This window comes from Nocardia bovistercoris, assembly GCF_015674855.1.
GTDB classification, from domain to species: Bacteria; Actinomycetota; Actinomycetes; order Mycobacteriales; family Mycobacteriaceae; genus Nocardia; species Nocardia bovistercoris.
Genome location: NZ_JADMLG010000002.1, coordinates 356,505 through 369,177, shown reverse-complemented (window position 1 = coordinate 369,177; position 12,673 = coordinate 356,505). Strand labels below are relative to the sequence as shown.

General features: G+C 68.1%; 14 protein-coding genes. 7 read left to right on the top strand and 7 right to left on the bottom strand.

The genetic code is table 11. The features are described 5' to 3' along the window. Positions 1-14: 14 nt before the first annotated feature. The 7 genes from IT779_RS05710 to IT779_RS05680 form a co-directional block, all read right to left on the bottom strand. Positions 15-938, bottom strand: a complete 924-nt coding sequence (locus IT779_RS05710; RefSeq protein WP_196148105.1) for a cation diffusion facilitator family transporter — start codon at positions 936-938, stop codon at positions 15-17. A gap of 113 nt (positions 939-1,051) precedes the next feature. Further along, on the bottom strand, positions 1,052-2,272 hold the full coding sequence (manA, locus tag IT779_RS05705; protein ID WP_196148104.1) for a mannose-6-phosphate isomerase, class I: 1,221 nt from the start codon (positions 2,270-2,272) through the stop codon (positions 1,052-1,054). Then, complete coding sequence (locus IT779_RS05700; RefSeq protein WP_196148103.1) at positions 2,272-3,486, bottom strand: tobH protein; 1,215 nt, start codon at positions 3,484-3,486, stop codon at positions 2,272-2,274. Before IT779_RS05700 ends, manA begins: the two co-directional genes overlap by 1 nt. A gap of 115 nt (positions 3,487-3,601) precedes the next feature. Beyond that, the gene (locus tag IT779_RS05695; RefSeq protein ID WP_196148102.1) at positions 3,602-4,978 is read right to left on the bottom strand and encodes a phosphomannomutase/phosphoglucomutase; all 1,377 of its coding nucleotides are present in this window, start codon (positions 4,976-4,978) and stop codon (positions 3,602-3,604) included. Positions 4,979-5,231: 253 nt separating this feature from the next. Further along, positions 5,232-5,612 (bottom strand): DUF3499 domain-containing protein, encoded by a 381-nt coding sequence (locus IT779_RS05690; protein WP_196148529.1) that lies wholly within the window; start codon positions 5,610-5,612, stop codon positions 5,232-5,234. Between the two features lie 90 nt (positions 5,613-5,702). Continuing rightward, complete coding sequence (locus IT779_RS05685; RefSeq protein ID WP_196148101.1) at positions 5,703-6,182, bottom strand: metallopeptidase family protein; 480 nt, start codon at positions 6,180-6,182, stop codon at positions 5,703-5,705. A gap of 154 nt (positions 6,183-6,336) precedes the next feature. Continuing rightward, the gene (locus tag IT779_RS05680; protein WP_029901515.1) at positions 6,337-6,570 is read right to left on the bottom strand and encodes a WhiB family transcriptional regulator; all 234 of its coding nucleotides are present in this window, start codon (positions 6,568-6,570) and stop codon (positions 6,337-6,339) included. A 491-nt stretch (positions 6,571-7,061) separates the two neighbouring features. On the opposite strand from IT779_RS05680, the gene cofD reads away from it, so the two are divergent. The 7 genes from cofD (at position 7,062) to IT779_RS05645 (ending at position 12,484) form a co-directional block, all read left to right on the top strand. Continuing rightward, entirely contained in the window at positions 7,062-8,060 is a 999-nt protein-coding gene (gene cofD, locus IT779_RS05675; RefSeq protein WP_332838675.1) for a 2-phospho-L-lactate transferase, read from the top strand. After that, entirely contained in the window at positions 8,054-9,421 is a 1,368-nt protein-coding gene (locus IT779_RS05670; RefSeq protein WP_196148100.1) for a coenzyme F420-0:L-glutamate ligase, read from the top strand. Before cofD ends, IT779_RS05670 begins: the two co-directional genes overlap by 7 nt. After that, positions 9,418-9,939, top strand: a complete 522-nt coding sequence (locus IT779_RS05665) for an NUDIX hydrolase (protein WP_196148099.1) — start codon at positions 9,418-9,420, stop codon at positions 9,937-9,939. Before IT779_RS05670 ends, IT779_RS05665 begins: the two co-directional genes overlap by 4 nt. Before the next feature lie 194 nt (positions 9,940-10,133). Continuing rightward, the gene (locus tag IT779_RS05660) at positions 10,134-11,474 is read left to right on the top strand and encodes an alkane 1-monooxygenase (RefSeq protein ID WP_196148098.1); all 1,341 of its coding nucleotides are present in this window, start codon (positions 10,134-10,136) and stop codon (positions 11,472-11,474) included. Beyond that, positions 11,471-11,644, top strand: a complete 174-nt coding sequence (locus tag IT779_RS05655; protein WP_196148097.1) for a rubredoxin — start codon at positions 11,471-11,473, stop codon at positions 11,642-11,644. The genes IT779_RS05660 and IT779_RS05655 overlap by 4 nt, the downstream gene beginning before the upstream one ends. Then, entirely contained in the window at positions 11,641-11,823 is a 183-nt protein-coding gene (locus tag IT779_RS05650; RefSeq protein ID WP_196148096.1) for a rubredoxin, read from the top strand. Before IT779_RS05655 ends, IT779_RS05650 begins: the two co-directional genes overlap by 4 nt. A 40-nt stretch (positions 11,824-11,863) precedes the next feature. Beyond that, on the top strand, positions 11,864-12,484 hold the full coding sequence (locus IT779_RS05645) for a TetR family transcriptional regulator (protein ID WP_196148095.1): 621 nt from the start codon (positions 11,864-11,866) through the stop codon (positions 12,482-12,484). Positions 12,485-12,673: the final 189 nt, after the last annotated feature.

The window sequence follows — 12,673 nt, the reverse complement described above, 5'->3', positions numbered from 1 at the left end:
CGCCGCCGACGTTTCTACTTCGTCGCGAGGTGTTCGCGGTAGAGGTCGGGTTCGAGGTAGATGCGGCGGGCGGCGGGGACGGCCGCTCGGACTCGGGCTTCGGCGGCGTCGATGGCCGTGGCTATGGTGGCGATATCGAGATCGGGGGTGAAGGAGAGTTTGGCGGCGACCAGGATTTCCTCGGGGCCCAGGTACTGGGACTTGAGGTGGATCACACGGTCGATGTGTTCGCCGTCGACCAGGTTCTCGCGGATCAGGCGGTCCTCATCGGGGGTGGCGCCTTCGCCGATGAGCAGGCTGTGCATCTCGATGATGAGGATGACGGCGATGACACCGAGCAGGCCGCCGATGGCGAGGGTGCCGATACCGTCCCAGATCGGGTCGACGACGATCGAAAGGCCGACGCCGACGAGGGCGAAGACGAGGCCGACGAGAGCGCCCAGATCCTCGAGCAGCACCACGGGCAGTTCGGGACTGCGCGAGGTGTGGATGAAACGCCACCACGTGCTGGAACCCTTGAGCGGGCGCGACTCCTTGATGGCGGTCGTGAAGCTGTAGGTCTCCAAACCGACCGCGATCACCAGGATTACCACCGCGACCAGCGGCGAGGTCAGTTCCTCCGGATGCTGGACCTTGTGGATGCCCTCGTAGATCGCGTAGACCGAACCGAGGGTGAACAGCACCAGCGCGACCACGAACGAGTAGAAGTAGCGGCTGCGCCCGTATCCGAACTGGTGCAGTTCGTCGGCCTCCTGTTCGGCCCGGTTCTGCCCGAACAGCAGCAGGCCCTGGTTGGAGGTGTCGGCGACCGAGTGCACGGCCTCGGCCAGCATCGACGCCGAACCGGTGATCGCCGCACCGACGAACTTCGCCGCCGCGATACCGGCGTTCGCCGTCAACGCCGCGATAATCGCCTTCTTGCCGCCACCAGCAGACATGTCTGGAATGTCCTCTCCTCGTCGCACCGACCCGGTTAACTTAGCGTGTCGCGGCCGCCGGAGCCCACCCCCGAGGGCGCACGCCACATTCGGGCGCGAAGATCAGCGTCCGATCAGTTCGTCCGGCCGACGCACGCGCAGAAGAACTGCGCTGGCCCGTCCACCGCCTGCGCTCGAATAGCGCTGTCGGCGGCGGAGATCCACGCACCGCCGCCGCGTGTGACGAGCAGTTCGGCGCCGTCGCGCAGCAGTCGGACGACGCCCGATGTGCACAGCACGATGCCGGGGCCGTCGTGCAGCGGCACCTGCCCGGAACCGGCGGCCAGGTCGAAGCGGTGCAGCGCGAATTCGGGTGCGGGTGTGCGATAGCGCACCGATCCGTCGCCCGCGGGTTCGGGCAGGATGACGGGCAGGTCGATCGGCTCGAAATCCAGGACCCGCAACAGTTCGGGCACGTCGACGTGTTTCGGGGTGAGCCCGCCGCGCAGCACGTTGTCGGAGTTCGCCATGATCTCCACGCCGAGTCCGCGCAGGTAGGCGTGCAGATTTCCGGCGGCGAGGAACAGCCCCTGACCGGGTTCGAGGGTGAGGCGGTTGAGCAGCAGCGCCGCGAGCACGCCCGCGTCACCCGGATACGCCTCGGCGAGTTCCAGCGCGGTGCGCGCCTCGGCGGCGAATTCTCGTGAACCCTTGCCCGACAGGTATCGCACGCATCCGTCGAGCACCGCGGGCAGCAGGGCGGACAGCACCCCGTGCGGCAGCGTGATCCAGGTCGTGAACAAGGTCCGCAGACCCGCCGAATCCGGTTGCGCCGCCAGTAGATCCGCATACCACCCGAGCTGCGGCACCTGGAGCGCCCGCAACAGTTCGACGGTCCGGCGTGGATCACGGAATCCCGCGAGCGCCTCGAACCGCTCCAGCGCCACCACCAGTTCCGGTTTGTGGTTGTCGTCGCGGTAGTTGCGCATCGGCGAATCCAGGGGCACCTTCGCCCGGTTCTCCTGCTCGAAACCGGAACGCGCCTGCGCGGCGCTCGGATGCGCCTGCAGGGACAGCGGTTCCTCGGCGGCGAGGATCTTCAGCAGGAACGGCAGCTTCCCGTCGAAGGCCGGTGCGGCGGCGCCGAGTTCGCGGTCCGGATCGCCCGCGACCAACTCCAGCAATGAGGTGGTGACGCCGTCGAGTCCGCGCACGTGCGCCGGATCGGCGGGGTGCGCGCCGAACCACAGTTCGGCCTCGGGATGGGCCGACGGCACCGGCCTGCCGCACAGCTGAGCGAGCGCGGTGCGCGAACCCCATGCGTAGGTACGCAGTGCACCAACGAGTTCGTGCACTAGTAGCGTCCCCCGTCGTACCGTTCGTCGGTGGCGGGGGCGCCGCCGCGCCCGATCAGCCTGAGGTAGGCGGCGGCCATTTCGATTCTGAGGGCGAGCACGGCGAGCTGCTCCAGTTCGGTGCTGTGGGTGGCCGATCCTGGCAACGGCACGCCTGCCTCGTCGACCCGCGCCGGGGTCGGGCCCGCCGGATCGCTGAGCGTGTTCTGTAGCAGGTCGACATCGGCGTTGACCAGGTCCGCGTCGACCGGACCCGAGCCGCCGAAGACCGCGAGCCTGCGGCGCGCGGCGGCCTGATCGGGATCGGTGCTGAGCACGAAGATCCGCACCCGGTCCACCGGTGCGGGCCCGTCGAGCTCCTCGTCGTGGAACAGCGGATCGAAATCGGGTGTCGATCCGCCCGCCGCGTCGGCCATGACGCCGTTGGCGGCGACCGCCTCGGGCAGATCCACCGCCGTCGCCACCCGGCCCGCGGCGCGCAACAGCACTTCGGCGCAGTGTTCGGCGAGTTCGGTGGCGGCGGGGGAGTCGCCGGAGAACACCACGGCGCGCTCCTGCATCCGCGCCGCCAGGGTCTTGGCGGGATTGTGGAACACCTCGTTCTGCGGCGCGTCGCGCAGTGCTTCGGCGTCGAGGACGTCGGCGAGCGCCGTGAGGTCGGGCGTGGCCGCGCCGGAACGCGTCGGGTCGACCGCGCGCAGCACCGCGATGACGGCCGCGAGATAGCGCAGCAGCCGATTGTGGTCGAGTACCGGGACACGCGGCTCGAGCAGTGCAGTGCGCCGACCGGCGGCAGTGCGCAACGGACCCTCGAGCGGTGCGGCGACCACCACTTCCGCGCCGCGGCGCTGGGCGCGGTCGACGGCGTCGATCAGGCTCGGATCGCCCGCGTCGTCACCGGCGACCAGCACCACGTCGAGCGGGCCGACCCACGGAGGCAATGAGGCGGCGGGCACGATCGGGAGGCCTGCGCGTCCGCCGAGCGCCGCGATCAGCATGCCCGCGGCGCGCGTGGCGCGACCGGGACCGGTGACCAGGACCAGGCTGCGCGGGCGCAGATCGACGAGCCGACCGAGCGCGTCTTCGGCCACGGCCGCCGCGGTGGCCCGGACCTGGGCACCGCCGGAGGCTGCCGAACGGAGGGCGCCACCGCTGTCGGCGGCCTCGAGCGACGCGGAGTCGTCGAGATCGAGCACCGGAGTTCCAGCGATCATCGGGCGTCCCACCTCCCCTCATCGCGCTGTAGCTGATCCGGCCCTGGTTCCGTCCGGAACGCGCGCATCGAGGCCGCGTGGGGCGAATCCAATGTCTGTGATTCCACTATTCCAGTCAGGCGCGGACGATGCTCAGGATCTCGGTCACGAGTGCGTCTACTTCCTCCTGCGATCGGGCTTCGACGTTCAACCTGAGCAGTGGTTCGGTATTGGACGCGCGCAGATTGAACCACGCGTTGTCGGGGAGTTGCACGGTGACGCCGTCGAGCCGGTCCACCGAGACCGCGCGGCTCTCGAACGCTTCGAGCACGGCCGCGGTGCGCTGCGCGGCGTCGGCGACGGTGGAGTTGATCTCGCCGGAGGCCGCGTATTTCTGATAGGCCGACATCAGCTCCGAGACCGGGCGATCCTTCTCGCCGAGCGCGGCGAGCACGTGCAGCGCGGCGAGCATGCCGGAATCGGCGCCCCAGAAGTCGCGGAAGTAGTAGTGCGCGGAGTGCTCGCCGCCGAATACCGCGCCGGTGGCGGCCATCTCCTGCTTGATGAACGAATGCCCGACGCGGGTACGCACCGGCGTGCCGCCGAGTTCCTCGACGAGTTCGGGCACCGCGCGCGAGGTGATCAGGTTGTGGATGACGACCGCGCCCGGTTCCTTGGCCAGCTCCCGTTCGGCGACGAGTGCGGTGATCGCCGACGGCGAGACCGGCTCGCCGCGCTCGTCAACCACGAAGCAGCGGTCGGCGTCGCCGTCGAAGGCGAGGCCGACATCGGCGCCGGACTCGCGCACCAGCTTCTGGAGATCGACCAGATTCGCCGGATCGAGGGGATTGGCCTCGTGGTTGGGGAAGGTGCCGTCCAACTCGAAGTACAGGGGGACGACCTCGACCTGCGACAGGACGCCGAGCACCTCGGGCACCGTGTGGCCGCCCATGCCGTTGCCCGCGTCCACCGCGATGGTGAGCGGTCTGATGTCGTCGAGCTCGACCAGCTCGCGCAGGAACCGCGCGTAGTCGGCCAGCAGATCCACCTCGTCCGCCGCGCCGCGCGCGCCGTCGTATGCGGGTACGCCCGAGACCAGTTCGTCCTTGATGGTGTTCAGGCCGGTGTCCTGGCCGACCGGAAGCGCGTTGGCCCGGCACAGCTTGATGCCGTTGTAGCGGGCGGGATTGTGGCTCGCGGTGAACATCGCGCCCGGGCAGCCGAGCTTGCCTGAGGCGAAGTAGAGCTGGTCGGTGGAGGCGAGGCCGATATGGGTGACGTCCAGGCCCTGGTCCCGCACGCCCGCGGCGAAGGCGGCGGCGAGTTCCGGTGAGGAATCGCGCATATCGTGTCCGATGACCACGCGGGACGCGCCCTCGGCGCGCATGAGGCGCGCGAACGAGGCGCCGACATCGCCGACGAATCGCGCATCGATCTGTTCACCGACCACTCCGCGGACGTCGTATGCCTTGATCACCGCGTTCACGAATTCGGCAGAGCGCGTGGCTGTCATGGGCACCACCCTAATAGCTCGCCCCGACAGGCTCGACGGCGGTCATGAGCGCGTCAGGCCCGGAGGTGGTAGCGCAGCGTGACCACGTAGGGCCCGCGCTCATGACCCGGAGGACACCGTCATGAGTGCGTCAGGCCCGGAGGTGGTAGCGCAGCGTGACCACGTAGGGCCCGCGCTCATGACCCGGAGGACACCGTCATGAGTGCGTCAGGCCCGGAGGTGGTAGCGCAGCGTGACCACGTAGGGCCCGCGCTCAGCTCGGTGGATCGGGCAGCACCCTGAGGTGGCCGCGGCGACCGGTTCTCGTGGCGCGCTGCGGCGGTGGCGAATAGTCGCGATAGCCGCGCTGTTCGGGTTCGGGCGGACGTCTGCGTAATCCGGCCTCGCGTACGGCCTCCGCCAGCGCCGTCAGGTCATCGTCGTCCGGTGTGCTGGAGGAGAATCCGCCTTCGTGGCGGACCATGTCCCAGCCCTTGGGCGCGGTGATGCGTGAGGCGTGTGTTTCGCAGAGGTCCCATGAGTGCGGTTCGGCGACGGTGGCGAGCGGTCCGACCACGGCCGTCGAGTCCGAGTACACATACGTGAGCGTCGCGACGGCCGGATTCTTGCAGCCTGGTCGGCAGCAACGACGCATGGGGATCACGTCGATGAGAGTAACCCCCCTGGCCTCCGCTCGCGGCCAGACACGCGGTAAAGGGGCGTTCCTCACGTGCTCGGGCCGCGCCTATTCGGGTTCGGGATCGATGATGTCGGGGTCGACGCCGAGATAGGTGGCGATCTGCTGCACGAGGACTTCGCGCAGCAGGTCGACGAGGTCGTCGGGGTCGCCCGCGCGCAGTTCCAGCGGCTTGCGGAACAGGACGACGCGGGCCCGGGTGGCCGCGCCGTGGCGGTCGACGCCCGCGGGGACGAGCCGCGACAGCGGCACCGGGCCGTCGGCGACGACCTCGTCCGGCCAGGTGACCGAATCGGGGTGCAGCGGACGGATTTTGGGGACATCGTCGACGGCGATGTCGAGTTTGGTGAGTCGATCGTGCCAGCGGCTGTCCAGCGGGGCGAAAGCCTCGAGGACCAGCCGGTCGAACTGCTGCCCTCGGGTGCGCCACGCGGGCACGGTCGGGGGCAGCATCGGCCCGCGCACACCGCGGCCGCGGCGGATCACCGACCGCGCGGTCGGTGGCCGTCGATTACGAGAGCGGGACATGAAACGAATCTATGCTATTTGTGAATCGTCTTGTGAATCGTCGTCTTGCTGAATGGTCGTCTTGCTGAATCGTCGTCATCGGCTGGTGGCTGTTCGCGGGTCGTGGGGTGAACTCGCACCGACCTCGCGGTGAGGTCGGTGCGGCGCCCGTCCGTCAGCCGATTCCGCGCTTGAGGCGACGGCGCTCCCGTTCGGAGAGCCCGCCCCAGATACCGAAGCGCTCATCGTGCGCGAGTGCGTATTCGAGGCACTCGTCGCGAACCTCGCAACCCATGCAGATGCGCTTCGCCTCCCGAGTCGAGCCGCCCTTCTCGGGGAAGAACGCCTCGGGGTCGGTCTGCGCGCATAGGGCGCGTTCCTGCCATTGCTCTTCGATGGACTCGAACATCTCGTCGAACCCCGTCACGACCAGGCTGAGCCGCGGCGTCGACATGTCGTCGCTCGCGTCCTCCCGTTCGATTCGGCCGATGTCTGCGCAGACGCCACGAGCTGCGCCTGCTGTGGAATCGGTTGGCGTGACCATATCGTCGGTCATCGCTCCGCCTCCTCACTGTGTGTTAGCGCAGAATGATTTTTTCCGTCGGGCCAACACGGACACCGACGGCCCTACCCCGCGACGTTGTCCCGCGGACATCCCCGAACACGTCACTCCCGTGCGAACATGTGTTCGAAAAACTGTTCGCGCCTTGGGCTCTCGCGCGAACCCGGAATGACATGTCTGTGATTAGACACGCCGGATGTAGGGATGGTCAAGCCGCCGTCGCTATTCCGTTACTATCCGCCTTCGATTTCTCCGTTGATCTTGTGTCGGGAATAGCAAATAAACAGCAAATATGGCGTGAGTGAGCCGGGTTCGGCCACGGCATAGGCTGTCTCGATGTGACTGGACAACAAGCGCACATCGCGCCCGCGAACGGGCGCAGGATCGCCGTGCTGGTCGGCGGAGTCGGTGGCGCGCGCTTCCTGCAGGGTGTGCGCGAGCTGCTGCCCGACGCCGAGATCTCCGCGATCGTCAATGTCGGCGACGACGTGTGGATGCACGGCCTGCGAATCTGTCCCGACCTCGATACCTGCATGTACACCCTGGGTGGCGGCATCGACACCGAACGCGGATGGGGCCGGGTCGGCGAGACCTGGCACGCCAAGGAGGAGCTGGCGAAGTATCACGCGCAGCCGGACTGGTTCGGGCTCGGCGATCGCGATATCGCGACGCACTTGATTCGCACCGAAATGTTGCGTGCCGGGTACCCGCTTTCCGCGGTCACCGAAGCGCTGTGCAACCGCTGGCAGCCCGGCGTGAAACTCATCCCGGCAACCGATGATCGCTGTGAAACACATGTCGTCGTGAGTGACGAGGAGAACTCTGGCGAACGTCGCGCGATTCATTTCCAGGAGTGGTGGGTACGGTATCGGGCGAACATCAGGACCCATGGATTCGCGACAATCGGGGCCGAAGACGCCAAACCTGCCCCAAATGTGACCGAGATCATAGAAGCCGCCGATGCCGTATTTCTGGCGCCGTCCAACCCCGTGGTGAGTATCGGCGCCATCCTCGCGGTGCCCGGCATTCGCGGCGCGCTGCGCACCACCGCGGCGCCGGTGATCGGCGTCTCCGGGGTGATCGACGGCAAGCCGCTGCGCGGGATGGCCGACGAATGCCTTTCGGTGATCGGCGTCGAAACCACCGCGGAGGCCATAGGCAGGCATTACGGCGCCAGATCGGGCACCGGAATCCTGGACGGATGGCTGATCCACAGCACCGACACCGCCGATGTGCCCGGTGTCGAGGTGCGCAGCGTGCCGCTGCTGATGACCGATCCGCCGACCACCGCGGAGATCGTGCGCGAGGGCCTCGACCTGGCAGGAGTGAAATGGTGACCCCGAACACCGAGGTGACCCCGAACACCGACCACGCGGCGACCGAACTGAGCATCCTGCCCGTCCTCGGCCTGCCGGAGTTCCGGCCTGGCGACGATCTGGCCGAACACATCGCGGCCGAGGCGGGCTGGTTGGCCGACGGGGACATCCTCGTCGTCACCAGCAAGATCGTCGCCAAGGTCGAAGGGCGGGTGGTGGCCGCGCCGCTCGACCCCGAGGAACGCGACAAGGTGCGCCGCTCGCTGGTCGACCAGGAAGCCGTCCGGGTGCTGGCGCACAAAGGACGGACTCTGATCACCGAGAACAAGCTCGGCATCGTCCAGGCGGCGTCGGGGGTGGACGGCTCGAATGTCGAAAAGGGTGAGTTGCTGCTGCTGCCCAGCGATCCCGACGCCAGCGCGAAGGCGCTGCGGCGCGCACTCGCCGAACGACTCGGCGTGACGGTCGCCGTGGTGATCACCGACACCATGGGGCGCGCGTGGCGAACCGGGCAGACCGATGTCGCGATCGGCTCGGCGGGCCTTCGGGTGCTGCACGACTACGCGGGCGCGGTGGACGGGCAGGGCAACGAACTGCACGTCACCCTGGTCGCCATCGCCGACGAACTCGCGGCCGCCGCCGATCTGGTGAAGGGCAAACTCGGAGGTGTCCCGGTGGCCGTGGTGCGCGGCCTGCCCGTGGTCGACGACGGTTCGTCGGCCGCGGATCTGCTGCGCCGCGGCGAGGACGACCTGTTCTGGCTCGGCACCGACTACGCCATCGCGAAGGGCCGCAGACAGGCGCTGCTGCTGCGGCGCTCGATCCGTCGCTTCGCCGACACCCCGGTCGATCCCGAACTCGTCCGCTCCGCCATCGCGACCGCGCTCACCGCGCCCGCGCCGCACCACACCCGACCCGTGCGCTTCGTGTGGCTGCGCACCCCCGAGGTCCGCGCCCGCCTGCTCGAGGCCATGGCCGAGAAGTGGCGCGCCGACCTGACCGCCGACGGACTCGACGCCGAGCGGGTGCGGCGCCGGGTCGCGCGCGGCCGCATCCTGTTCGACGCGCCGGAGGTGATCATTCCGTTCTGTGTCCCGGACGGTGCGCACGACTATCCGGACGAGCGCCGTCGCGCGGCCGAGCGCACCATGTTCACGGTCGCGGTGGGCGCGGCGGTGCAGGGGCTGCTGGTTGCGCTGGCCGCGGAGGGCGTCGGCAGTTGCTGGATCGGGTCGACCATCTTCGCCCCGGAACTCACCCGCGAGACGCTCGGGCTCGAGGCGGACTGGAATCCGCTCGGCGCGATCGCCGTCGGGCATCCGCTCGAGGAGCTGAGCCCGCGTCCGGTCTTCGGTCCCGGAGCCGGGCTGGTGGAACTGTGAGCGCGCGCTCGTTGCACGCGTCGGCTACCGAGATCTTGGAAACCTGGTCTCCGGCAAAGGGTTCCGACCAGTCGTTGCGCGAGGCGATGCTCGCTTTCCTCGGGTCGGCCCCGCGCGGCTGTCTGCGTGAGCACGCGGCAGGGCACATCACCGCCTCCGCGATCGTGTACTCCCACGACGGCGCCGAGGTGCTGTTGACCCTGCATCCGCGCGTCGGTCGCTGGATCCAGCTCGGCGGTCACTGCGAGGAGGAGGACGCGACGGTCGCCGATGCCGCGCTGCGTGAGGCGACCGAGGAGTCCGGCATCGACGGGCTCGTCCTGGATCCCGGGTTGTTCGGCGCGCAGGCCCATCCCATCACCTGTTCGCTCGGGCAGCCGACCCGGCATCTCGATCTGCTGTTCCGCATCACCGCGCCCGCCGGTGCGGTGCCGGTGCGCAGTGCGGAGTCCACCGACCTGCGCTGGTGGCGGGTGGGCGCGCTGCCCGACAACGCGGATGCGCTGTTGGCGCGGTAGCCGTCGCCGATCCGACCGGGCCGTACCCATGTCGGGTGCGGCCCGGTTCCGTTGTCCGGGTCGGTTCCGTCACAGGACGGCACACGGTCTCGATTTTACAAATCATCCAATTTGTATAGACACATGACACTGATGGTTCTATTGTCAAATGTGGTTGTAGTGCGCGTCACACGCGCTGTGGATTGGAGACGACGATGTCGACCGAAATCGGGACGCCCGAGCGGCAGGCCGCGCCCGCGTGGCGCGATCGCAAGCGATACATGTGGCTGTGGGGGCTGTTCGCGCCGACCGGACTGTTCACCATCGGACTCCCGCTGATCTGGGCGCTCAACGAACTCGGCCTGCATCGGCTCGCGCAGGTCCCGTTCTGGCTCGGCCCGATCCTCATCTACGTGCTCATCCCGCTGGCCGACCTGTTCTTCGGCGCGGACGGGGAGAATCCGCCCGACGAGGTCATGGAGTACTTGGAGAACGACAGGTACTACCGCTACCTCACCTACCTGTACCTACCGTTCCAGTACGCGACGCTGATCATGGCCTGCTACCTGATCACCGCCGACAACGTGAGCTGGCTCGGCATCGACGGCGGACTGCACGTGGTCGACAAGATCGGCCTGGCGCTGACGGTCGGCCTGATCGGCGGCATCGGCATCAACACCGCGCACGAACTCGGTCACAAGAAGGTGCACCTGGAGCGGTGGCTGTCGCGGATCGCACTGGCCCAGTCGTTTTACGGACACTTCTACATCGAGCACAATCGCGGCCACCACGTCCGCGTCGCCACGCCGGAGGATCCCGCGAGTTCGCGGGTGGGGGAGACCTTCTGGGAGTTCTGGCCGCGCACCGTCTGGGGCAGTCTCGTCTCGTCCTGGAAGCTGGAGCGCACCCGGCTCGAGCGCATGGGCAAGAAGCCGTGGAGCAGGCACAACGAAGTACTCACCGCGTGGGGGATGTCGGTGCTGCTGTACGCGGCGCTGCTCGCGATCTTCGGCATCGGGCTGCTGCCGTACCTGATCCTGCAGGCGGTGTTCGGATTCAGCCTGCTCGAGGCCGTCAACTATCTCGAGCACTACGGCCTGGTCCGGCAGCGCACGGACTCGGGACGCTACGAACGGCCCGCTCCCACGCACAGCTGGAACAGCGACCACCTCGTCACGAACATCTTCCTGTACCACCTCCAGCGCCACAGCGACCACCACGCCTATCCCACCCGGCGCTACCAGACCCTGCGCAGCTGGGAGGGCGCACCGAATCTGCCCAGTGGCTACGCCAGCATGATCATGATCGCCTACGTCCCGCCGCTGTGGCGCAAGGTGATGGACAAGCGGGTACTCGCGCACTACGGCGGCGACATCACCAAGGCCAATATCCATCCCCCGGAGCGCGAGAAGGTGCTGGCCCGGTACGGCTCCAGCGCCTCGGATGTCACAGGTGCGGGCGCCTCGGATGTCACAGGTGCGGGCGCCTCGGATGTCACAGGTGCGGGCGCCTCCGACAGTGCGGGCGCCTCGGATGTCACGGAGGCGCGGTCGTGAGCGCGTTCCGCTGTCCGGTCTGCGAATACGTCTACGACGAGGCGAAGGGCGAACCGCACGAGGGCTTCCCGGCGGGCACGGCGTGGTCGGCCGTTCCCGATGACTGGTGCTGCCCCGACTGCGGCGTCCGCGAGAAGGTCGACTTCGAACCGATGGGAGCGAACACATGAGTGAGTACAAGCTGTTCCAGTGCGTGCAGTGCGGCTTCGAATACGACGAGGCGAAAGGCTGGCCCGAGGACGGCATCGAACCGGGAACCCGCTGGGACGACATCCCCGACGACTGGACCTGTCCGGATTGCGGTGCGGCCAAAGCCGACTTCTTCATGGTCGAAGTAGAGCGGTCGTGAGATTTTGACCGCGGCCGGGGCCCGTGACAATGTCGCGGGTATGTCGCGCACCGGACCGAGGGTTCCCTATCAGGAGGCCGCGCGGGTGCTGCTTCGCACCTCGGTGCTCGACGCGATGCGCGAACTGCTCACCGAACGGGACTGGGCCAAGATCACCCTCGGCGATGTGGCGACCAGGGCCGGGGTGAGCAGGCAGACCCTCTACAACGAGTTCGGTTCGCGGGCTGGGTTGGCGCAGGCGTACGCGCTGCGCCTGGCCGACGATCTGGTCGATCACGTGCGCGCGGCGATCGACGGCAATGTGGGTGACGCGCGCGCCGCGTTCCGGGAGGGGCTGGCCGGCTTCTTCCTGGAAGCGAGCGCCGACCCGCTGGTGCTTTCGCTGCTCGCGGGCGAGGTGAAGCCGGATCTGTTGCGGCTGATCACCCTCGATGCCGCGCCGCTGCTCGAGCACGCGACCGACCGACTGGCGACCGCGTTCCAGAACAGCTGGGTGGATGCCACGCGGGCCGAGTCGGAGGTGCTCGCGCACGCGCTGGCCAGGATCGCGCTCAGTTTCATCCCGACGCCGCCCGGTCCGGGGCGCAATGCTCCGGTGGAGCTCAGCGAGTTGCTGGCGCCCTATGTCGAGGCGATTCTCGCGGCGCGGGAACGGCCGTAGCAGCGCAGTGGGCGAGCGCCGGGCAATAGCCGTCGGTGCGCGGTGTGTTCGGTCACATGTGCAGATGCCTAAAAACCGACTACCAGGCTTGTAACTGCCGCCACGTTTATTCTGCTAGGCCCTGTGTAATGAGCGCAAAACCTGTATGTATTGTCTCGCAACGAAGTGAAGTACTGATCTAGCGGGGCA

Excerpts from the sequence above, each read along its gene's own strand:
- IT779_RS05710 (WP_196148105.1), bottom strand. The coding sequence starts at position 938 with ATGTCTGCTGGTGGCGGCAAGAAGGCGATTATCGCGGCGTTGACGGCG.
- IT779_RS05700 (WP_196148103.1), bottom strand. The coding sequence starts at position 3,486 with ATGATCGCTGGAACTCCGGTGCTCGATCTCGACGACTCCGCGTCGCTC.
- IT779_RS05695 (WP_196148102.1), bottom strand. The coding sequence starts at position 4,978 with ATGACAGCCACGCGCTCTGCCGAATTCGTGAACGCGGTGATCAAGGCA.
- IT779_RS05690 (WP_196148529.1), bottom strand. The coding sequence starts at position 5,612 with ATGCGTCGTTGCTGCCGACCAGGCTGCAAGAATCCGGCCGTCGCGACG.
- IT779_RS05685 (WP_196148101.1), bottom strand. The coding sequence starts at position 6,182 with ATGTCCCGCTCTCGTAATCGACGGCCACCGACCGCGCGGTCGGTGATC.
- IT779_RS05680 (WP_029901515.1), bottom strand. The coding sequence starts at position 6,570 with ATGTTCGAGTCCATCGAAGAGCAATGGCAGGAACGCGCCCTATGCGCG.
- IT779_RS05670 (WP_196148100.1), top strand. The coding sequence starts at position 8,054 with ATGGTGACCCCGAACACCGAGGTGACCCCGAACACCGACCACGCGGCG.
- IT779_RS05660 (WP_196148098.1), top strand. The coding sequence starts at position 10,134 with ATGTCGACCGAAATCGGGACGCCCGAGCGGCAGGCCGCGCCCGCGTGG.
- IT779_RS05650 (WP_196148096.1), top strand. The coding sequence starts at position 11,641 with ATGAGTGAGTACAAGCTGTTCCAGTGCGTGCAGTGCGGCTTCGAATAC.
- IT779_RS05645 (WP_196148095.1), top strand. The coding sequence starts at position 11,864 with ATGTCGCGCACCGGACCGAGGGTTCCCTATCAGGAGGCCGCGCGGGTG.